The 21,755-nt window shown below is 42.6% G+C and carries 14 protein-coding genes and 1 other RNA gene; 10 read left to right on the top strand and 5 right to left on the bottom strand.

Going from position 1 to position 21,755, the window contains the following annotated elements; all coding sequences use genetic code 11:
* The first annotated feature begins 101 nt into the window (after window positions 1–101).
* From mfd to ssrA, 4 genes are all read left to right on the top strand, one after another.
* The gene (gene mfd, locus O3603_RS04430; RefSeq protein WP_371520950.1) at window positions 102–3,638 is read left to right on the top strand and encodes a transcription-repair coupling factor; all 3,537 of its coding nucleotides are present in this window, start codon (window positions 102–104) and stop codon (window positions 3,636–3,638) included.
* Window positions 3,639–3,705: 67 nt separating this feature from the next.
* Window positions 3,706–4,161 (top strand): DUF6078 family protein, encoded by a 456-nt coding sequence (locus O3603_RS04435; protein ID WP_371520953.1) that lies wholly within the window; start codon window positions 3,706–3,708, stop codon window positions 4,159–4,161.
* 483 nt (window positions 4,162–4,644) lie between these two features.
* Entirely contained in the window at window positions 4,645–6,006 is a 1,362-nt protein-coding gene (locus O3603_RS04440) for a dipeptidase (protein ID WP_315087649.1), read from the top strand.
* A 174-nt stretch (window positions 6,007–6,180) separates the two neighbouring features.
* Window positions 6,181–6,581, top strand: a transfer-messenger RNA (tmRNA) gene (ssrA, locus tag O3603_RS04445).
* A 218-nt stretch (window positions 6,582–6,799) separates the two neighbouring features.
* Here the strand turns inward: ssrA and O3603_RS04450 are convergent.
* A complete protein-coding gene (locus O3603_RS04450) occupies window positions 6,800–7,615 on the bottom strand; it encodes a hypothetical protein (protein ID WP_371520956.1) in 816 nt (271 codons plus the stop codon).
* A 143-nt stretch (window positions 7,616–7,758) separates the two neighbouring features.
* Between O3603_RS04450 and O3603_RS04455 the strand changes: the two genes are divergently transcribed.
* From O3603_RS04455 to O3603_RS04465, 3 genes are all read left to right on the top strand, one after another.
* Window positions 7,759–9,537 carry a biotin/lipoyl-binding protein gene (locus O3603_RS04455; RefSeq protein ID WP_009434858.1) on the top strand — a complete coding sequence of 593 codons (1,779 nt, stop codon included), beginning with the start codon at window positions 7,759–7,761 and terminating at the stop codon, window positions 9,535–9,537.
* A gap of 75 nt (window positions 9,538–9,612) precedes the next feature.
* The gene (locus O3603_RS04460) at window positions 9,613–10,149 is read left to right on the top strand and encodes an HDIG domain-containing metalloprotein (protein WP_371520959.1); all 537 of its coding nucleotides are present in this window, start codon (window positions 9,613–9,615) and stop codon (window positions 10,147–10,149) included.
* A 617-nt stretch (window positions 10,150–10,766) separates the two neighbouring features.
* Window positions 10,767–12,062 (top strand): histidine-type phosphatase, encoded by a 1,296-nt coding sequence (locus tag O3603_RS04465; RefSeq protein WP_371520961.1) that lies wholly within the window; start codon window positions 10,767–10,769, stop codon window positions 12,060–12,062.
* A 168-nt stretch (window positions 12,063–12,230) separates the two neighbouring features.
* Here O3603_RS04465 and O3603_RS04470 read toward each other — a convergent pair whose 3' ends face one another.
* The 4 genes from O3603_RS04470 to O3603_RS04485 form a co-directional block, all read right to left on the bottom strand.
* The gene (locus O3603_RS04470) at window positions 12,231–14,501 is read right to left on the bottom strand and encodes a cation:proton antiporter (protein ID WP_371520964.1); all 2,271 of its coding nucleotides are present in this window, start codon (window positions 14,499–14,501) and stop codon (window positions 12,231–12,233) included.
* Window positions 14,502–14,905: 404 nt separating this feature from the next.
* On the bottom strand, window positions 14,906–15,286 hold the full coding sequence (locus O3603_RS04475; RefSeq protein WP_371520967.1) for an endonuclease domain-containing protein: 381 nt from the start codon (window positions 15,284–15,286) through the stop codon (window positions 14,906–14,908).
* 167 nt (window positions 15,287–15,453) lie between these two features.
* Window positions 15,454–16,677 carry a peptidase T gene (pepT, locus tag O3603_RS04480; RefSeq protein ID WP_155715525.1) on the bottom strand — a complete coding sequence of 408 codons (1,224 nt, stop codon included), beginning with the start codon at window positions 16,675–16,677 and terminating at the stop codon, window positions 15,454–15,456.
* 86 nt (window positions 16,678–16,763) lie between these two features.
* Window positions 16,764–17,936: a dicarboxylate/amino acid:cation symporter gene (locus tag O3603_RS04485; RefSeq protein ID WP_371520970.1), complete on the bottom strand. Its 1,173-nt coding sequence runs from the start codon at window positions 17,934–17,936 to the stop codon at window positions 16,764–16,766.
* A gap of 894 nt (window positions 17,937–18,830) precedes the next feature.
* On the opposite strand from O3603_RS04485, the gene O3603_RS04490 reads away from it, so the two are divergent.
* The 3 genes from O3603_RS04490 (at window position 18,831) to O3603_RS04500 (ending at window position 21,662) form a co-directional block, all read left to right on the top strand.
* The gene (locus O3603_RS04490; RefSeq protein WP_371520973.1) at window positions 18,831–19,046 is read left to right on the top strand and encodes a hypothetical protein; all 216 of its coding nucleotides are present in this window, start codon (window positions 18,831–18,833) and stop codon (window positions 19,044–19,046) included.
* Window positions 19,047–19,095: 49 nt separating this feature from the next.
* Window positions 19,096–20,745 carry a hypothetical protein gene (locus O3603_RS04495; RefSeq protein WP_371520976.1) on the top strand — a complete coding sequence of 550 codons (1,650 nt, stop codon included), beginning with the start codon at window positions 19,096–19,098 and terminating at the stop codon, window positions 20,743–20,745.
* A gap of 449 nt (window positions 20,746–21,194) precedes the next feature.
* Window positions 21,195–21,662, top strand: a complete 468-nt coding sequence (locus O3603_RS04500) for a DNA-binding protein (protein ID WP_371520979.1) — start codon at window positions 21,195–21,197, stop codon at window positions 21,660–21,662.
* Window positions 21,663–21,755 lie beyond the last annotated feature (93 nt).

A 21,755-nucleotide genomic window follows, 5' to 3' on the forward strand; every position in this document is an offset into this window, starting at 1 on the left:
CCTCTTTAAATCGAGATGAGCTGTCCTGCGCTCAATCCATACGCATTTCAAGCCTTACTATCTGTACTTTTTTGTAACTTTGCAGGCACAACGCACAAGCGATGAAGATACAAGATATACAAAAGATATATGCTACCTTGCCACAGGCGGGAGCGATAATGAAGGTGCAAGAAGACCAACAAGTGAGAGCTATCTTCTTGCAAGGACTAGTGGCATCAGCTGCTCCAATGCTCTTTGCTGCTATAGCCGAACGATGGCAGAAAACGGTCGTCATCGTACTTAATGATAGCGAAGAAGCTGGCTATTTCTATAATGATTTGAAGACAATCGTCATGCCTGAAGATAGCAAAGATAGCACGGCAGAAGTGCTATTCTTTCCCTCTTCCTATCGTCGTGCAGTCAAATACGGGCAGAGAGATGCAGGAAATGAAATCCTGCGAACGGAGGTGCTCACACGCTTATCGGCATTGGCTACGGAGAAAGGGACGACTAACAGGCTCCCACTCTATATTGTTACCGACCCCTCGGCACTATCAGAACTGGTTGTATCGAAGCGGCAGTTAGATGAACGACACCTCTCACTCTCTGTCAATCAGCACATTGATATCGTTGAGGTAGAGAAGACTTTGCGCTCATTCGGCTTCACGGAAACCGATTATGTGTATGAGCCTGGACAATTCGCTGTGCGCGGTAGTATCATTGATGTTTATTCCTACTCTGGTGAACTGCCCTATCGTATCGACTTCTTTGGCGATGACATAGAGACGATTCGCACTTTTGAAGTAGAGAGCCAGTTATCAAGTAAGAAGTTAGAACACATAGAGGTTGTACCCGAACTGGCTACTTTATCAGAAGAGAAAGTGCCGTTCCTTCACTTCTTACCAGCTGATAGTTTCCTTGCGTTCAAAGACTTCCTTTATGTGCGTGATGCTATCGAAAACATTTATAAAGAGGGCTTCACTGCACAGGCATTAACGGCACAGAGGGAGGGAAAGACAGAGGTGGAACAGTACGAACTGGAGCAGGCGTTCCGTAAAGAAGGGCAACTCATCACAGCATCGAACTTTATGAATGAGGCTCTAAACTATCGTCGCATAGAGTTCGGTGTGACCCATTCTATTAGTGAGACAGCCAAGAAAGCGGATGGTCAGCACGTAACGATTCAATTCAATACGACCGCTCAACCACTATTTCATAAGAACTTCGATTTGCTGTCGAAGACGCTCCGTGACTATCTTCTACAGGGTTACAAGCTATACATCTTTGCGGATAGTGAGAAGCAAACAATACGCCTCAAAGATATATTCGAATCGTTATCTAACCCAGATATGGCACCCGATTCGGAGAATCTGTCAGTCGTTGAAGCTACTACCAATAGTCAAGGTGAAAGCAAAGTTAGGGCTTTGCCATTTACTCCCGTTAACCGAACAATACACGAGGGGTTCGTTGACAATACCTTAAAAGTATGTTTCTTCACAGATCATCAGATATTCGATAGATTCCATAAGTACAACCTCAAGTCTGATAAAGCACGTCAGGGCAAGATGGCACTGACGATGAAAGAACTGCAAGAGATGGAACCTGGTGACTTTCTTGTGCATGTTGACTTTGGTATCGGTAAGTTTGCTGGACTCGTCCGAGTGCCTACAGGCGATTCATATCAGGAAGTGATCCGACTCGTTTATCAGCATAATGACATCGTGGATGTGTCCATCCATTCCCTTTATAAGATTAGTAAGTATCGCAGAGGCAATTCTGGTGAACCTCCATTGCTATCTGTCTTGGGCTCTGGAGCATGGGACAGACTGAAGGAGAGAGCGAAGAAACGAATCAAAGATCTTGCCCGTGACCTTATTAAACTATATGCTAAACGCCGCAGAGAAAAGGGCTTTGCTTTCTCGCCCGACTCGTTTATGCAACATGAATTGGAGGCTTCGTTCTTATATGAAGATACGCCCGACCAGCTAAAGGCTACGCAGGAACTGAAGCAGGATATGGAGAGTGCACGCCCTATGGATCGACTGGTTTGTGGCGATGTGGGCTTTGGTAAGACCGAAGTAGCTATACGCGCTGCCTTCAAAGCTGCCGTAGATAACAAGCAAGTGGCGGTATTAGTACCTACCACAGTATTGGCTTTTCAGCATTATCAAACATTCAAGAAGCGACTGAAGAATATGCCTGTTCGGGTGGATTACCTATCCCGTGCCCGCAGTGCAAAGCAAACGAAGCAGGTGATAGAAGACCTTGCCGAAGGGAAGATAAACATCCTTGTGGGTACGCATAAACTAATTGGTAAGACGGTAAAGTGGCATGACTTAGGACTGCTTATCATTGATGAGGAACAGAAGTTCGGAGTAACTACAAAGGAGAAGTTACGCCAGTTGAAGACGAATGTAGATACGCTCACGATGTCGGCAACACCTATCCCACGAACGTTGCAGTTCTCTTTGATGGGCGCACGTGACATGAGTATCATGCGCACACCACCCCCCAATAGATATCCAATTCAGACCCAGATTGCCTCGTTCTCACATGAGGTAATAGCCGATGCGATTAACTTCGAGATGAGTCGCAATGGTCAGGTATATTTCGTGAATGACCGCGTTGGTAATCTTCCAGAGATAGCCAATCTTATTAAGAAGTATGTCCCAGACTGCCGTGTGGCAATAGGACATGGGCAGATGAAGCCTGAGGAACTAGAAAAAATTATCATGGGATTCATGAATTACGACTATGATGTGTTGCTCTCGACCACTATCGTGGAGAATGGAATTGATATTTCTAACGCAAATACCATAATCATTAATGAAGCTCATCGGTTCGGATTATCTGACTTGCATCAGATGCGTGGTCGTGTGGGACGCTCTAATAAAAAGGCTTTCTGCTATCTTCTTGCTCCACCATTGGCTGCGCTTAACTCTGAGGCACGCCGTCGTTTGGAGGCATTGGAGACTTTCTCCGACTTAGGGAGCGGTTTTAATCTGGCTATGCAGGACCTTGATATTCGTGGTGCGGGTAATCTGCTGGGGTCGGAACAGAGTGGCTTTATGGAGGATTTGGGCTATGAAACCTATCAAAAGATACTTAGTCAGGCAGTCACCGAACTAAAGAATGACGAGTTCCAAGACCTTTATGCGGAGGAAATGAACGAAGGGAAGCAGATTACGGGGGATGACTTTATAGATGATTGTGCCGTTGAGAGCGACTTAGAGATGTACTTCCCCGATAACTATGTGCCCGGTAGTTCGGAGCGAATGTTGCTTTATCGCGAATTAGATAACATTGAGAAAGATGAGGACTTGGAGGCTTATCGCCAACGTCTGATAGACCGCTTCGGTCCTGTTCCACGTCAAGGTGAGGAGTTGATGCAGGTTGTTGCGCTACGACGCATAGGCAAGCGATTGGGGTGCGAGAAGATTATTCTCAAGCAAGAACGTATGCAGATGCAGTTTGTCTCCAATACCAACAGCATGTACTATCAAAGTGCTGCCTTTGGTAAGGTACTTAACTACATCGGTTATCACGCCCGCCAGTGTAACTTGAAAGAGAAGAATGGCAAGCGATCTATGGTAGTTAGCGATGTGAAGAGTGTTGAGCAGGCTGTAAAAGTATTAAGAGAGATCGACAAAGAGCAATAGATTCATTCAAAAATAAAGCCGCATACCATCTAATTAGTACACTTATTTCATGACAAACCAATATATTATGGAAATAAAAAAAGACGATGTACCATACAATTACACATATTGTATAGCCACAAACGAGCAGTGCAAACTGGCAAAACAATGCCTACGGGCGTTGGCAATGAAGATAGAACCTAGAGAAAACGATAGTGATTTTATAGAAATAGTAGCCCCGTACTATATAGAAACTCGTACAGAAACGAAGCCTTGTCGGTGGTTTGCAGAAGCAAAGCTGAAACGTTTTGCCAAAGGAATGCGCCATTTTTACGATGAAGTCCCTGCTGGCAAGCTGAAACTAATGCGACAGGAGGTACAATATTGCTTTACAACGAGGTATCACTATTATAAAGCTAGGAAAGGAGATGAATTGATTTCAGAAAGTTTACAAGCTGAAATTGCAGAAGTTTTTAAAGCTATTTGTCCAAATTTAGAGCTGAAATTCGATGAATTTGTTGATGCTTACGAGTGGAATCCATAAGGATTTCACTTTTTTTATGCCCTCGTTATATCTAAACGTACTGTGTTTTTATCCCAAAAGTATATGCTTTATAGGTAAGAATTACTAATAAATTCAACGTATGAATAGTATCAAACTAATTATTTGACTATACGAACTACCCGTTTGAATGGTATCAAACTCATAATTCGATTATACAAAATAGTAATTTGATAGGTATCAAACTAATTATTCGTAGTATCCAATTAATAAAAAGCACACTATTTACACCTTATATTATATATGGTAAAGAAGAAAATTGTTCATAACAGATAGTTATCCTTGATAGACATTTACTTCTGCACTAACCATCTTTCCCCACAGCCTTAACCCCAAATATCCACAGAATATTTGAAATTAAACTTCTATTCTACTTGCATTCTGAAAAAAAGTTGTATATTTGCGATACTTTCGCTTTCGTGGCGTTACAACTATGGAAAAATAAATCTCTAAATATCAATAACTATGATTAAGAAATATGTAGAAGAGAACAAAGACAGAATGCTCGAGGAGTTGTTCAGTCTGATACGCATACCGAGCGTGAGTGCACAAACAGCTCATAAAGAAGACATGGTGCGCTGTGCAGAACGTTGGAAAGAACTTTTGTTACAAGCAGGAGTTGACAAGGCAGAGGTAATGCCATCGAAAGGCAATCCTATGGTATATGCAGAGAGAATGGTTGACCCAAAGGCTAAGACCGTATTAGTTTATGGACATTATGATGTAATGCCTGCCGAACCTTTCGAGCTTTGGAAGACGGAGCCTTTCGAACCAGTAATCAAAGATGGACACATTTGGGCACGTGGTGCTGATGATGATAAAGGGCAATCGTTCATGCAAGCAAAGGCTTTTGAGTATCTGAACAAGCATGATTTACTGAAGCATAATATGAAGTTTATCTTCGAAGGTGAGGAGGAAATCGGCTCAGGAAGTCTTACTCCTTTCATCGAAGAACATAAGGATTTGCTGGCTTGTGACGTAATTCTTGTTTCTGATACAGGTATTATCAGCCCTGATGTACCATCTATTACAACAGGTTTGCGTGGCTTGTCCTATTGGCAGATAGAGGTTACTGGTCCTGATCACGATTTACATTCTGGTACTTTCGGAGGTGCTGTGGCTAATCCAATCAATGTTCTTTGTAAGTTAATAGCTGACGTTACCGGTCCTGATGGTAAAATACGTATTCCAGGCTTCTATGACGATGTTGAGGAAGCTTCGGAAGAGGAGCGTAAACTCGTTGCATCCATTCCTTTCAATGAAGAAGAGTATAAAAAATCTATCGGAGTAAAGGCTCTATTCGGTGAAGAAGGATATAGTACGATTGAGCGCACAGGCTATCGTCCATCGTTCGATGTATGTGGAATCTGGGGTGGATATACTGGCGATGGTGCCAAGACGGTTATTCCTTCAAAGGCATACGCAAAGATTTCTTCACGTTTAGTACCTCATCAAGACCATAATAAGATTAGTCAATTAGTGGTAGACTACTTCAATCGCGTTGCTCCAGATACCGTTACGGTGAAGGTTGAGAAGCATCATGGTGGCTATGGGTACGTTTGTCCTATCGATTTCCCAGCTTATAAGGCTGCAGAACGTGGCTTTGAGGCGGTATTCGGAAAGCGTCCTTTGCCTGTTCGTATTGGTGGTTCTATTCCTATTATCTCAACATTCGAGAAGTTACTCGGGGCTAAGAGCGTCCTTATGGGCTTCGGTTTGGAGTCAAATGCTATCCACTCTCCAAACGAGAATATGCCTGTCGACCTTTGGTTGAAGGGTATTGAGACCATTATCAACTTCCATCTCGAATACGATAAGGAGGCATAGGCAAGCAACATAAAGAATACATCCAAAGAAGGGATATATGGTTCGTACCATTAATGCGACAGCTATTGTCGACTAACGAATCATATATCCCTACTTGTTAAGCTGTAATGATAAAAGAAGAACAAAAGTTTGGTACTATCATAAACTATCATTACCTTTGCACGACTATCGTATGGGCTTGTTTGGATTTGACGGCAAGACGGAATGGTACGTAAGCACGCGGAGCGTCGTTAGTTTGCTCCTTAATATCAGCTATCAAACAATTAATTGGCGAAAACAATTACGCTCTCGCTGCCTAACCGAAGTACAGTAGGTTACTGGCTTTATCCGACTATTAGATAGTTGGACGAGACATCGCTCCGAGGATGTTGTTCCGAATCCAGAGAGTAAGCGATGCAGGTTCAATCGGAAATAGTCAGTGTATGCCTCGATACACTGATGAAGATTTAGAGGATAAGATGTTGGTTGGTGGTCCAGGTCTTGCCGACATACGAAAATCGAAGGCTGGAATAAACGTGTAGAAAGCGTATGGTTTCCTTGTGCGGACGTGGGTTCGACTCCCACCAGGTCCACATTTTCTTCTCAGAAGAGAAGAATCTTATAGGAAAGTAATACAGAGTAGGGGATTCATATACAATGAATCCCCTACTTTTTTATTATCCCTTGATAGGTATTCTACAAATATCGTCAATTAGGAAGTGTCCTGCCTTAAACGTGTATAGGTTCTCAAAATAAGCCTAAACATACTATTTCGAGGCTTAGGAAAGTCTTATTGTGAAATAAATATACTTACTTATTTCTTAATCGTATCTTGCTTTGCCACCTTCGCTTCAGCCTCTTGTGCCTCTTTGTTAGCCTCTAAAGCACTCTTCTTTCGGTGATATTGCATGACTTTCTTTCCAAAGAGAGCAGCCATAGAGTCGACGGATAAATAACGCATAGAGCCAGAATCAAAGCCTACAGAGTCTTGTGGGATTCGATGTCCTTGCTCATCCAATGTATCTTTATAGATATACAGTTTACCATTAAAAATATGCCAACTGGTATAAACCGTTACTTTTGGGTATTCTACAGGACTCTCATCTTCTAAAGAGTTGGACTTCATGATATATCCCACGGGGGAGGCTTGATTATAACTCTTGAGTGTGAAACCATACTCTCGAGGGATAAATAGAGCCTTCTTCAAAGAATCGCTCATCCCTGCAAGAATTTCGTATTCTGTCTTTGTCGGATTTGGTTTCAACTTAGGAAGAACTTGAAACGTCCAAGTTCCCTTCATCTGTTCTAGATCGATAACCATTGCAGCCTCGTATGGATCAATTGGATTAGGGAGAATCGCCAGTTTGTCTCCTATCTGTATATCCCCATATACCATATTATTTCGCTTAGCCGTGACAATATCAAACTTTATAGGGTCTCCACCCTCATCAGGTAGGAATACGATAACCGAATCAGAGCATCCATCACATGCCAATCCATACCGAGTACTATCACCTTTCAAGCTAGTTTCAATGTCTATAGCCCCATGATCACCTGTTGAAGCTTGGTTATAACATGCCGTAAGCAACAGTAGAGAGAGGCTTAAAAGAGGGAAAAAGAAATTCTTCATGTACGTTGTTTTTATGCTGCAAAGATAGTCAATTATTGCAAAAAATATTGTCTGTCAGTTGATTTTTGGAATTTTTTATCTAATTTTGCAAGTCGAGATTGCAGTTTGCAATCACCTTCATTTAGATAGCAATAAAATAAGATATGGGAAAGAAAATACAGTTCAGTCTCATTTATCGAGACATGTGGCAGAGCTCTGGTAAGTTCCAGCCACGTAAAGATCAGTTAGTGCGCATCGCACCTGTCTTCATTGAGATGGGTTGTTTCGCACGTGTAGAAACCAACGGTGGTGCTTTTGAACAAGTAAATTTACTGGCTGGTGAGAATCCAAACGAGTCGGTACGTGCCTATACGAAGATTCTGCATGAAGCTGGTATCAAGACACACATGCTTGATCGTGGCTTGAATGCTTTACGTATGTATCCTGTTCCTGATGATGTTCGTGCGATGATGTATCGTGTAAAGCATGCTCAGGGTGTAGATATTACTCGTCTTTTCGATGGTTTAAATGATATTCGTAACATTGCTCCAGCATTGAAATGGGCAAAGGAAGCTGGTATGACTCCACAGGGAACACTCTGTATCACCACCTCTCCTGTTCATACTATTGAGTACTACAGCAAATTAGCTGATGAAGAAATTGCAGCTGGTGCTGAGGAACTATGCTTGAAGGATATGGCTGGTATTGGTCAGCCTGCTTTCTTAGGAGAACTCACTCGCCGTATTAAGGAGAAGCATCCAGATGTATTACTAGAGTATCATGGTCACTCAGGTCCTGGTCTCTCAATGGCATCTATGTTGGAGGTTGCAAAGAATGGTATTGACATCCTCGATGTTGCTATAGAGCCATTGTCATGGGGTAAAGTTCACCCAGACGTTATCTCTGTACAAAGTATGTTGAAGAATGCAGGCTTTGATGTTCCAGAGATTAATATGGATGCTTACATGAAGGCGCGTGCCATGACTCAAGAGTTTATTGATGAGTGGTTAGGTTACTTCATTAACCCACAGAATAAGATTATGAGCTCTTTACTCCTCAGCTGTGGTTTACCTGGTGGTATGATGGGTTCAATGATGGCCGACCTCGGTGGTATTCGCTCTACTATTAATAACCTTCGTAAGAAGAAGGGCGAGGAAGAACTCTCTGTTGACGACATGCTTATCAAGTTGTTCGATGAGGTTGCTTATGTTTGGCCTCGTGTAGGATATCCTCCATTGGTAACTCCATTCTCACAATATACTAAGAACATCGCATTGATGAACCTCCTCACCCTTGAGCAGGGTAAGGGACGCTTCGTTATGATGGATGATTCTATGTGGGGTATGATCCTCGGAAAGAGCGGTCGTGTACCAGGTGAGATTTGTCAAGAGTTGAAAGACTTAGCTAAGCAGAAGGGACTTGAGTTCACAGATGCAGACCCACATACATTGTTGAAGAACAATCTTGAGGATTTCCGCAAGGAAATGGACGAGAATGGTTGGGATTATGGTCAGGATGAAGAGGAACTCTTCGAATTGGCTATGCACCCAGAGCAGTATCGCAACTACAAGAGTGGACAGGCTAAGAAGAACTTCTTGGCTGATCTTCAAGCTGCTAAGGATGCTAAGCTCGGCGCAAAGGTTAGCCCAGAAGAGGCTGCAGCCTTTAAGCATGCAAAGGCAGATGCACTTGTTGCTCCTGTCAAAGGTCAGTTGTTCTGGGAGTTCCAGGGCGATGGTGAGGCAGCTCCAGCTGTAGAGCCATTCATTGGCAAGGAGTATAAAGAGGGCGATGCTTTCTGCTATATCCAAGCTCCTTGGGGCGAATTCGTTACTGTTCCAGCTGCACTCGGTGGTAAGTTGGTAGAGATCAACGCTAAGCAAGGTGCTAAGGTGAACAAGGGCGATGTTATTGCTTACATTGAGCGTGAGCATGCTGAATAAGTAAAACGCATTAAAAAAATATTAAGTCACGGTCTATTGCTATTGAGTAAGACCGTGACTTTTTCGTTTATGATTATGGATTATCTTTCAATCATCAATAAGTTTTACCCAACCGACAATGAGCTTCGTCACATCCTCTTAGTTCATAGTCGTAGTGTGGCTGATAAGGCATTAGCAATAGCGGCCCACCATCCAGAATTAAAGCTTGATTGTGCGTTCTTGGAGGAGGCTGCTATGCTGCATGATATAGGTATTTTCAAGTGCGATGCGGCTGGCATTCAGTGTTTCGGAACCGAACCTTACATCTGTCACGGGCGTATCGGAGCAGAGTTATTAAGGTCAGAAGGCTTCCCACGTCATGCTCGTGTTTGCGAACGACATACGGGTGCTGGGATTACCAAAGCGCAGATTATAGCGCAAAATCTCCCTCTTCCGCAGCAAGATTTCCTACCCGAAACGATGGAAGAAAAGGTGATTTGTTATGCCGATAAGTTCTTTTCTAAGACGCACCTAGATCGAGAGAAGACGATTGAACAGGCGGAAAAAAGCCTATCGAAGTTCGGTGAAGAGGGGGTTCTCCGCTTCCGTGAGTGGGAAAAATGCTTCGGTTAGATAGTTTTTTCGGCTGTTTCCTAATCTTTCCTAATATCTTTTTAGATGATTCTCATAGACGAATTAACTAGAAAGATATTTTACATTCTAAATTTCCTAATTAGCTCTTTCTAGAAACGAATATTGGTTTTTGGAGTCACTAAATACCAATAAACTCAAAACGATAGTACCTTTTTATGAAAAAGTACTATCGTTTTTGGTGAAAAGTAGTATCGTTTTTGCTAAAAAGTACTATCGTTTTTTACGAAAATAACCATCGTTTTGGGCTAAAATATGCTCCAATTTCGTCCAAATCTATCTGCTTTCTTCTAATAATAGGATTGCGTTATTTGTAACAGATTGGTTATTAGTCTATTAGAATAACCAGACTTCTTACTCTCAAAAATTGAATATTTCGAGCAAAGTAAGTTGCTTTCCAGAATATCGCAGTAATAACCTATCAAATTGGCTATATTCTTTTACAAAACAAGTGGGTGTCTTCTGCTTCTGTTCATTGTATATGCTATAGAAAAACAACTATCGTATTTCAGTGAAATAAGCTATTATTTAGTTTATTCTTATGTGCCTTTATGGAAAATGCTTACCTTTGTATTGCTATTAGAACAAATCAAAACGATATGAAAAAACATCTTTTTTGGCTTTGCGTGCTGGCATTTTCGGCATCTCTACACGTCACAGCACAATCGTTCAAACAGCAGATTAGTGTTCATCCAGAACTTTCTGCCAACAATTACCTAGCTTATCCGACTCCTTCTGGTAAGCTGACACCTGCTCCGTCAGGCTATTTTCCTGTGTATCTCTCGCATTACGGGCGACATGGTTCGCGCTATCTCATTCATGCGCAGCAATATCTTCGACCGATTGAAGTGCTTGAGCGGGCTGATTCTGCTGGGGTTTTGACGAATGAGGGGGAAGATGTCTTGAAGAAACTACGCCTCATGTATGCAGAATCCTATAAGCGATGGGGCGAGTTGACACCTCTGGGCGCACAGCAACATCAGCAGATTGCGAGAAGAATGTACGAACGTTTCCCATCTGTTTTCCGTGATTCGGTGTGGATAGATGCTAAGTCTACGGATGTTATCCGCTGTATTCTGTCCATGGAAAACGAATTGCAAGAGCTAATCCGACATAATCCTCGCTTGCGTATTAGGCATGATGCGAGTGCACATGATATGTATTTTATGAATCAATCAGACAAAAAACTATCTCACCAAAGGGATAGTAGTGCTGTAAAGAATACGATTGATGAGTGGGGCAAACGCAATATTGACACAAAACCTTTGATGGCGCGCCTCTTTAAGGATAAGGAATATGTGGCAAAGAAGGTGGATGCAGGGCAACTCTCATTCGATCTCTTCAGTCTGGCTAGTATTGTTCAGAACTCGGAAATACGCCATTCGCTTTCATTGTACAATCTCTTTACCCCAGAAGAATTATATCGTCTTTGGGAACGTAGTAATGCTTGGTGGTATTTGCGATATGCTAGTGCACCACAGAGCGGAGGTAATCAACCTTTTTCACAGCGCAATCTCTTGCGTAAGATAATCACTGATGCCGATTCTTGTTTGGCACTTCCTCATCCCGGTGCGACACTTCGTTTCGGACATGATACGATGGTTATGCCGTTGACCTGTCTGCTTAATCTGAATAATAGTGACATCAGAGTATCGGATATAGATAGTCTTGATCAGAAAGGTTGGAGTTCTACACGCATTGTACCTATGGCTGCTAACATTCAATTTGTATTCTATAAAAATCCGAGGAAGCCTAAGGCTGAAACGCTTGTGAAGGTTTTATTGAATGAAGAGGAAGCTACACTACCATTGCCGAAGACTTCTGCACCTTATTACTATAAATGGAGGGACTTTAAGAAGTTTTATCTTTCAAAACTAAGTAGCTATCATGAATAAGCGACTATGCCCCTGGTTGTTATCATAGCAATGCTCTCTTCCTTTTAGCAAGACGCCCTTCTCAAATGGAGAAAGGCGTCTTGTTGTTTGTATGCTTTGCTGTCGTCTCAGTGCCAATCAAATGACAATAAAATTAGCACGTATGGAGCATAAGACTTGGAGAGGTTCTCAATTCAACGTGAGAATCTTCGCCAAATTGCTCTCTTCACCAACAATCCATAGTACATCATCAGCCTGTAAACAGCGGGAAGGAGTGATGAGAGTTAGGTTATCTTGCCCTTCATCGACGCCTACTACCATGCAGTTATACTTGTCTCGAATGCCACTCTCTTTGAGGGTTTTGCCAATGAAAGGGCTGGATTCGGATAAGGTGACACGGCGAAGCTTCATTTCTCGCTTCTCTATCTCGGTGTCTTCGGGCTGCTGTTCAGACTTGATGGCTCTTGATAGTGCCGTTAACTGTTCATCATTTCCAATGGCTTGAAGCGTGTCGCCAGGGAAGAGGATAGTTTCGCCATTAGGGATGTTGAGGCGTAGCGAGCCACGAAGGATACTACTGATATGCACGCCAAAGCGGTTGCGGAGTCGCAAACTTCGTAATGTCTTACCAGCCCATAGCGAGTCTTCTGGTAGGTTGAAGTTACTGATATGAATATCTCGATCAATGAGATGGTCGGCAAAGAGCGGCTTCTTCTTACCCTTCACCTGTGCTTCTATGTCCCTACTTCGTAGGTTCTGTATGAAGAGTCGCTCTAATTTGATACTCCTTTCCTTCAGTCGCCTTGATAGCAACATGAGGATGAGCACACCGATAGCGATAGCAATAATGAACGCATGCTGGAATCGTGTGAGATAGTTGCAGACGTAGAAGATGAAACTGATAGCAATTACGACACGTGCAAGGATGGTTGCTATGAGTGGCAATCGGTTGATTCGCCTATCCATCCATAGTGTCTTGAAAGCTTCAGAATGGTTCTGCTTCATCACGATGGAACGCAAGAAAGGAGAGATGAAAGCAATGGTTAAGAATCCGCAAACAGCATTACCAGCCCAATGCGTGCCCGTCCATTCAACAGAGAACTTCCTACAGATTGGAAGCGTGAGGGAGAACATGATCGCTATAACGGCAGCCGAGAGAATACCATAGATAACCGTGTTCGTCAGCATCTTCTTGATGAGTTCATGCCATTGATTATGCCCAGTTGTATTCTCATCAGGAGTTTCTGTTTGGATGTGATTGATACGGCGCACCCACTTCTTCGGCAAGTGTTTTATGATGAAGTTGTAGCTTGGCTCGGCTGCACGTATCATATAAGGTGTGAGGAAGGTGGTAATAACCGATACAGCAACAACTACTGGGTAGAGGTGGTCACTGATAACATGTAGGGATAGTCCTAAAGAGGCAATGATAAAGGCAAACTCGCCAATTTGTGCCATGGAGAAACCGCAACGCATTGCATTCTTCAGCGATTGACCACCGAGCAGGAAGCCTATTGTGCCGAAGATTGCTTGCCCCAAGAGGATTGTCAGAACGAGTAAGAGGATGGGGACGGCATAGCTGATGAGGATATGTGGGTCGACCAACATTCCAACCGATACGAAGAAGATAGCACCAAAGAGGTTCTTGACAGGGTCGACGAGTCGAATGATTTTATCTGCTTCGATAGTCTCTGCCAAGATACTTCCCATAACGAATGCACCAAAAGCGGCACTGAATCCAACCTGTGTAGATATAACAGCCATGAGACAACATAAGCCCAATGACACAACAAGGAGGGTCTCGCTATTAAGGAGTTTGCGTGTGGAACGAAGGAAGAGAGGTATTGCGAAGAGTCCGATAACAAACCATAATACAAGGAAGAACCCAATCTTGGCTATGCTACCGAAGAGTTGCGCACCATTAAGGTTGGTGCCACTGGCTATCGTACTAAGCATTACCATCATCACAATAGCAAGGATGTCTTCAAGGATGAGAACACTCATCACTGTGGGTACGAAACCTTGTTGTGTGAGTCCCATATCGTTGAGTGCTTTATAGATAATGGTGGTTGAGCTGATAGCAAGCATTCCGCCAAGGAAGATGCAGTCCATCTCTTTCCATCCAAAACTATATCCCACGACGATACCTAAGGTTGTCATACAGAGGATAATGGTACTGGCTGCTATGATGGGGGATGCTCCCATCTTGAGTATCTTCTTTATGGAGAAGTCTAAACCCAATGCAAATAATAGGAAGATAACACCTATGTCTGCCCATGTGTGTATGTTTGCCTTATCGACAACGCTCATCAGATAAGGCATGTGAGGCGATACCAAGAACCCAGCAACGATGTATCCCAATACTAAGGGTTGCTTTAGTTTCTTGAATAATAGTGTTACAAAACCTGCTACAACAAGTATCAGCGCAAGGTCTTTGACGAGTGATGGTAGTTCTGCCATATATGTTTTACCCACCTCCAGCTCCTCCCCAAGGGAGGAGGGCTTGATATGTGGTGTTGGTTGTTGTTAATACTTTTACCCACCTCCGGCTCCTTCCTAAGGGAGGAGAGCTTGATATGTGGTGTTGATAGTTGTTAATACTTTTACCCACCTCCAGCTCCTCCCCAAGGGAGGAGAGCTTGATATGTGAGGGTGGTTGGTGTTAATACTTATATTACGATGTTATAGGCGGTTGCTTATCTGTTGCTATCCTTCAATCTCCTATTAGTGGAGGGAATGTGAGAAACGGGAGTGTATTTGCTCTCGTTATTGAGTATATTTGCTTTTAACGTTGAGCATATTTGCTCACATCATAGAGTATATTTGCAGAGTTCCTTTATGCTTATTTGTTCTCTTCTTTAAGCTCATTTGCTAGCATTTTCTAACTCTTCTGCAATTTTATCCAGCACCTCATCCAATCGATTGAATACATCTTCATTAGTGAAGCGGATAACCCGATAGCCTTCTTTACTTAGCCATTCAGTGCGTTCCTTATCCATTTGTGGTTGCTCCCCAACCAAGTGGTATCCTCCATCTAACTCTATAATGAGTTTCTGCTTGAGGCATACAAAGTCGGGAATGTAGCCATATATTGGATGTTGTTGTCGGAAGTGAACTCCCATCCTATTACTTGCAAGATACTTCCAAAGAATCTTCTCTGCTTCAGTGGGGTTGTTCCTCATCCTTCTCGCATGCTCAAGTAAAAGAAAGTAAGTCGACGCATCTGTTGTTTCGTAGCGATTCATAGAATTTAGAAAAAGGATATCATTCCTGCTTATCGCCATAGATAAAGGAATGATAGGTTGTTTTATTTATTTTAAATGTATTTCTTTTACGCTATGAGATAGCGTAATTTAATCCTCTAAGACATCTCAATCCCCCCTCCCTTGGGGAGGGGAAGGGGGTGGGTATCTCAATCATTAAACTCCGCAGTCAACCTACAGATATTAATGATAACCTGCATGGCTTTCTCCATAACCTGTACCGATACAAACTCGTAAGGACCATGGAAGTTAACGCCACCAGCGAAGATGTTAGGGCAAGGCAAACCTTTGAAAGAAAGCTGTGCACCATCCGTACCGCCACGAATAGGTTGTACCTTTGGAGCAATGTTAGCCTGTTGCATGGCACGAAGGACTAGCTCTATGACGTGCATATTAGGGTCAATCTTCTCCTTCATGTTGTAGTATTGGTCGTTCATCTTTAGTTCGACAGTACCAGCACCATACTTCTCATTCATCTTCTTAACGCAGTTCTCAATGAAACGCTTGCGGTCTTCGAAGTGCTCGCGGTCATGGTCACGGATGATATAGCTTAGCTTTGCCTCTTCACAACGGCTCTCTATGCCAATAAGGTGATAGAAGCCTTGATAACCTTCAGTAGTCTCTGGGATTTCATCTGATGGAATCATCGCATTAAACTCACATGCTAGGCGACTCGCATTGACCATCTTTCCCTTAGCATAACCAGTGTGAACACTAACGCCATGAATCAATATCTTCACACCAGCAGCATTGAAGTTCTCATATTCGAGTTCGCCTAGGTCACCACCATCAATCGTGTATCCCCATTCACACCCGAACTTCTCTACATCAAAGTGATGGGCACCCTTACCAATTTCCTCATCTGGATTGAAGCCTATGCGGATGTCTCCATGCTCAATCTCATTGTGGTCTCGCAAGAAGCACATAGCCTGTACAATCTCAGCGATACCAGCCTTGTCGTCTGCACCTAGCAGCGTTGTACCATCAGTAACGATAAGATCTTCGCCCTTGTGTTCCAATAGTTCTGGGAATTGACGTGGCGAACTAACCATGTTGGGGTTGAGTTGTATATCGCCACCATCGTAGTTCTTGATGACACGAGCCTTGATGTTTGCACCGCTAGCATCAAGTGCTGTATCGTAATGAGAAATGAATCCAATTGTTGGAACTTTCTTCTTCGTGTTGGAAGGGAGCGTTGCATAGATATACCCCATATCGTCTATTTCAACATCCTTTAGTCCTTCACGCTCAAGCTCATCCTTGAGGTAGTTCGCAAAAATCAGTTGTTTGGGAGTACTCGGCACGGTCTCGGAATCTTCTGCCGATTGTGTGTCAAACTTCGTGTAGTTGATAAATCGTTCTACTATTTCCATGTTCTTACAGATATTTAATTGTCTTTCTTGCAAAGGTACAACATCTTTTTAAGATAGTCTAATGTGGTAATCTTTGCTATATATTTTTATAGTTTATTCTTTTTAAAGAGCTTATTGATAGTAATGGCAATCGCGCCATCACCTGTTACGTTACAGGCAGTACCGAAGCTATCCATCGCAATGTAAAGGGCAATCATCAATGCTTGTGCCTCGTCATTAAAGCCTAAGATGCTAGCTAATGGGGCTAATGCTGCCATGATAGCGCCACCTGGTACGCCCGGGGCAGCCACCATGATAATGGATAACATGAGTATGAAGTAAATGAATAAGCCCATACCATGTGGCAAACCTGTCAATAAACAGATGGTGAGCGCACATGCGGTAATCTTCATCGCACTGCCACTGAGGTGGATGGTAGCACAAAGGGGAATGACGAAGCCTGCCACCTCTTTCCTTACACCGGCTTTCTCTGTCTGTGCCAGAGTGACGGGTATCGTTGCTGCTGAAGAGCTTGTTCCCAATGCTGTGAGGTAAGCTGGTAACATATTCCATAGTAATCGGAACGGGTTCTGCTTAGTAAGGGCTCCAGCAATACAGAACTCATAAATGAGGATAAGAACATGCAGAACAAGGATAACAATGATAATCTGTGAAAACACTAATAACACCTGTCTTGCCTGTCCGTTATGGGTCATATTGAGGAAAACACCGAATATATAATAAGGTAGGAGAGGGATGATAGCCTTTTCAATCACCTTTTCTATAATGTGTTTAAACTCATTAAAGACATTCTCCAACGTGCGAAGTCCGCCATAAGCAATACCTAAACCTACGATGAAAGAGAATACCAACCCACTCATTACATCAACCATTGCAGGGATGGTGATAGTAAAGTAAGGGGCTAACTCTGTCGCCTTGTCTATATGGGGCATACCTCCTCCTGTTGAGGCTATCATTGATGGGAATAGCCATGAGCCTGTCCCGTAGGATAAGCTACCAGCGATGACTGTATCAACATAGGCTATCACAACTGTTGCTAATAGCATCTTACCTGCTCCCTTACCGATTCCTGCAATCGCAGGAGTCACGAGTCCTATAATAATCAATGGAATCATGAAGCCAAGGAATTGGCTAAAAATGCTGTTAAACGTGAGGAACACTCTTACTGCAGGGGCTGGAAGGAAATAGCCCAAAGCAATACCTAGTAGGATTGCGATAATCACTCTTGGCAAGAGCCCGATTCTTCTTTTCTTCTCCATATCGTACTTGTATGTTAGTAATAGTTTATAATTAAGGAATAAAAGCTAGTTGCAAAGATAGACATTTATATTTTATTTTTCATGTTTCAGTCCCTTATTTTCTTTAGACATAATGACATATTCTTTAAGACAAAGTAACGTGAAGCGTTAGTAACATATTCTTTAGACATAATGAGCGACATATTCTTTTAATGACATATCCTTTGAACCCACCTTTATTATATCGTAAACACCTGATAGATTCTCTATCCAATCACCAATAAATCACCAATAAATCCTTCCCATAACCCCTTAGCAAACAGTACTATTCACTCCCCTCTCCATTACTTCCCGTTGGTCAGTGACCGTTGGTTCGGAGAGGGGGTGAGGCTTTTTTTTCTTTCTTTTCCTTGCCCATTCAATTTATTCTTCTTACCTTTGCCGCCGTGAAACAGTTAGCAATGACATATCAAGTGAATGAAGTACTGCAAAGAATTATCGAATTCTTTGCATCTTTTTGCACTTTATCTTTGGTCAATCCAAATAATTTGCTAACACACACACACACACACACACACACACACACACACAATATGCGCACCTAGCGTCTAATAACACATTTTTTCTTCTCGCATACGCGCGCGCGAAGCATGCCGTAACCCCTGTAAACAAAGGACTTTCAAGAGTTTCCTTTGTTCGCTTTTTTATGCCCTTTTTGAAGACCGCTAAAACGCAAAATATAGAATTTAATTCACGTATAAAATCAAACTTACATAGTGCCACAGAGCATCAAGAGGAAGAGATAATTCATTGTTTTAACAACTCTTCTTATGCTTTCGTCTCCCTCTTGGACTCTGTGACACGAAGTAAAGCAAGTGAGAATCATTAATAATAACTATTTTTAAAATCAGGTAAATGGAGAAAACAAATGAAAGAAAAGTCTATTGTGCACCTCAATGCACGTGGCTTGAACTAGCAGAAGACGAATTAATGCGAGGCACATCGTTTGAGAACCCTGGCAGCGGTGGTGGCAGTGGTCATGCTTCAGCAGGCGATAACGGAGGCTTAAGCGCAAAGTCAAATCCTTTCTTTGAGGAAGAGGATGAGAATGAAGAAACGGGATGGGAATAATAAACACAGATTCCTTTCCAATTAACAACTAAATTAAAACAGAATGATAATGACTAAGAAAAGTATTTATTTCGGCACACTCTTGTTGACTGCACTTGCCTTTAGCAGTTGCGCCAGCGATGACACAGCCACAGATAAGACAGCAGGCAAGGACACACCAAAGACAGGTACTGTGTTCTCTTCAGAAACAGAACCTACTACCCGAACATCAGCTGCCTATACAGGTAGCGGACTTGATTTCTATTGGACAGCAAACGATAAGATTTGGGTAAAAGACGATGGTGGTAATTACAACCAAAGCTCTGAAGATGATATTGCTAATCGCATTGCAGCAGTACCTGGCAGCACAACAACAGCCAAAGCTAAGTTCTGGGTAAACGGTACTTATACTGGTTCTACACATAAAGTACGCTATACAGGTAAGAACGGAGTAAGTGACAAGGTAACCATTAAGGCTTCACAGACACAGAACATTCCTAACGATGCTGCCCATATTGCAGACGATGGCGACTTCGGAGTAGCTGATGCAACAGGTAGCGGAAAGTACAGTTTCACCTTGAATCACAGGGCTGCGTATGTTACTTTCATGCCTTACAATGCAAACGGAGTTATCTCAGGTGCTAAGATTCAAAAGATACGCATTTACACAAGCAATACATCTGACCAGCTCGCAGGTACATTCGACTTGGCAGATAATGGAACACTAAGTAATGGTACAACCACCTCGAATAGTGTAGAACTAAATGTAAATGATTTCACACTTCCGAGTGCCTATTCTTATACAACGAATGGCGCAACAATGGTTTTAAATCCAGGTACTTACAGCAACGTAACGATAGAGTATACTCTCCACGATGCTGTGACCAATGTTACAGGAACAGTCAAGAAGACCTATCCTTCTGTAACCTTTGATGCAGGAAAGAATACTCCTGTAAAATCTGATTTAAAAATTAAGGTTTACCATGGTAATGAGTATTATATGTGGGATGCAGTAGATCCTTATTGGAAGGGTTATGAATGGAATAATCCAAATACAGCATTACGTTTCCAGCCTATAGTTAATGGACAAAAGGATCTAGTACATGGACCACAAAGTACTGAAACAGCTTCTGCACATACTTCACGAGACTACAATGATATACCAGGTTACAACGACCCAACAGGTGTTGCGCCAGCTGTTACAGCTGCTCACAGTGCAAAGGATTGTCCAAACCTAAATGAATTGTTATGGTATGCAGAAAAAGGAGAACCTTATTGGGATAATACTACACTTTGGGCAACAATGGATCATCTATATGTTGGAGGAATGTGGTTCTTGAAACAGAGTGCTATTGCTTCAAAGAATGGTAAGAGTTTCTCAATTTTGAAGCTAGCAGCACCAGATGGAGTTAACAAAACGCGAACAAATAATCCTGTGATAGCACCATCTTACAGCATAAGTACGGGTATCCCAAGTAACCTCAATGATTATTTTTATTATCCTGCTTTAGGTATATATGATAATGGTGATGGTAAACGTGGCACGTTTGTGGCTTCAGGAACAATAGGTTGTATGTGGAGTTCTACACCAAGTGGTAGTGGTCAGCAGGCATTTATGTTAAGGATTAGTTCTAGTGATGTGCAGGTTTATGCTACTCCTAGATGTGGCGGATTAACCTTGTTTAATTCCTCTAATGAAGATGAGTATCGCCCATTCTAAATATTAAGGCATTTGTATTCATTATATGAAGATGGTTGTCTTCCTTATATCAAGGCAATGGTCTTTATATAATGAAGCGTGAAGTCTTGATATAAGGAATAGAAATGGATTGATAAATAAAAGCTAGTTGGATGATAAAAGTAAGCAAACCTTATGGTATTAAGCTATCCACATAGTATGGACAGAAGAGAGTATCTGTTTATTCACGAGTGGTAGGCTTGCGGATACTTATTGATTACTTTTTGTACCCAGCGAACAACTACAATCGTACCCAGCGAAGAAGTCCTATCGTACCCAGCGAATAGGTAGGGGTCTACCCAACGGGCAGGGTACGACGCTACCCAGCAGCTGGGTACAAGACGACCCAACCGCTGGGTATAAAATACATGAAAAAGATCAATGTAATGTTGATATATAGTATCTAATGTTTAATTAAAAACTTAAAGAAAATGCTAGAATTCAAAGTTGCGCCTCGTAAGGCGACAATGGGAAAAATGAAGGGTAAAACGGTGTATATCGCCGTACCGAAAGGTCAACAAAAAATCTCACCCGAAATGGTGTTGGAACGCATTGTTCGTGAAACCTCATTGACGGAGGGTGATGCTCGTAACGTGATTATTACGCTGCGTAACCTTATCTTGGACTGTGCACGCATGGGAACAGGATTAGACCTCGGCGACATCTTCTCTTTGCGTGTCAACGTGCCTTCTAAAATGGAGGAGAACGAGAAGGACGTATGCGCCAAGAGTCTTAAAGCTCCTAAGTTGACATTGACTTGGAAGAGTCCGGTGCGCAAGGCGTTAAAGGAGTTGCAGGTGGATGTGGATAATCCTGCGAGGAGGAAACAAGGCCTCACCCCCGCCCCCTCTCCGAATGGAGAGGGGAGTGAAGACCACACTGGACCACAGGCAGGGTAAAAGCCCCCTCAAAGAAGCCTCCCCAAGCCCCTCAGGAGGGGATGTCCTTATTGGATATAGTTTGAAACGAATGAAAGCCTGTAAGTAGGGTTA

The organism is Prevotella sp. 20925_1_30, from assembly GCF_041433025.1.
Lineage (GTDB): Bacteria > Bacteroidota > Bacteroidia > Bacteroidales > Bacteroidaceae > Prevotella > Prevotella vespertina.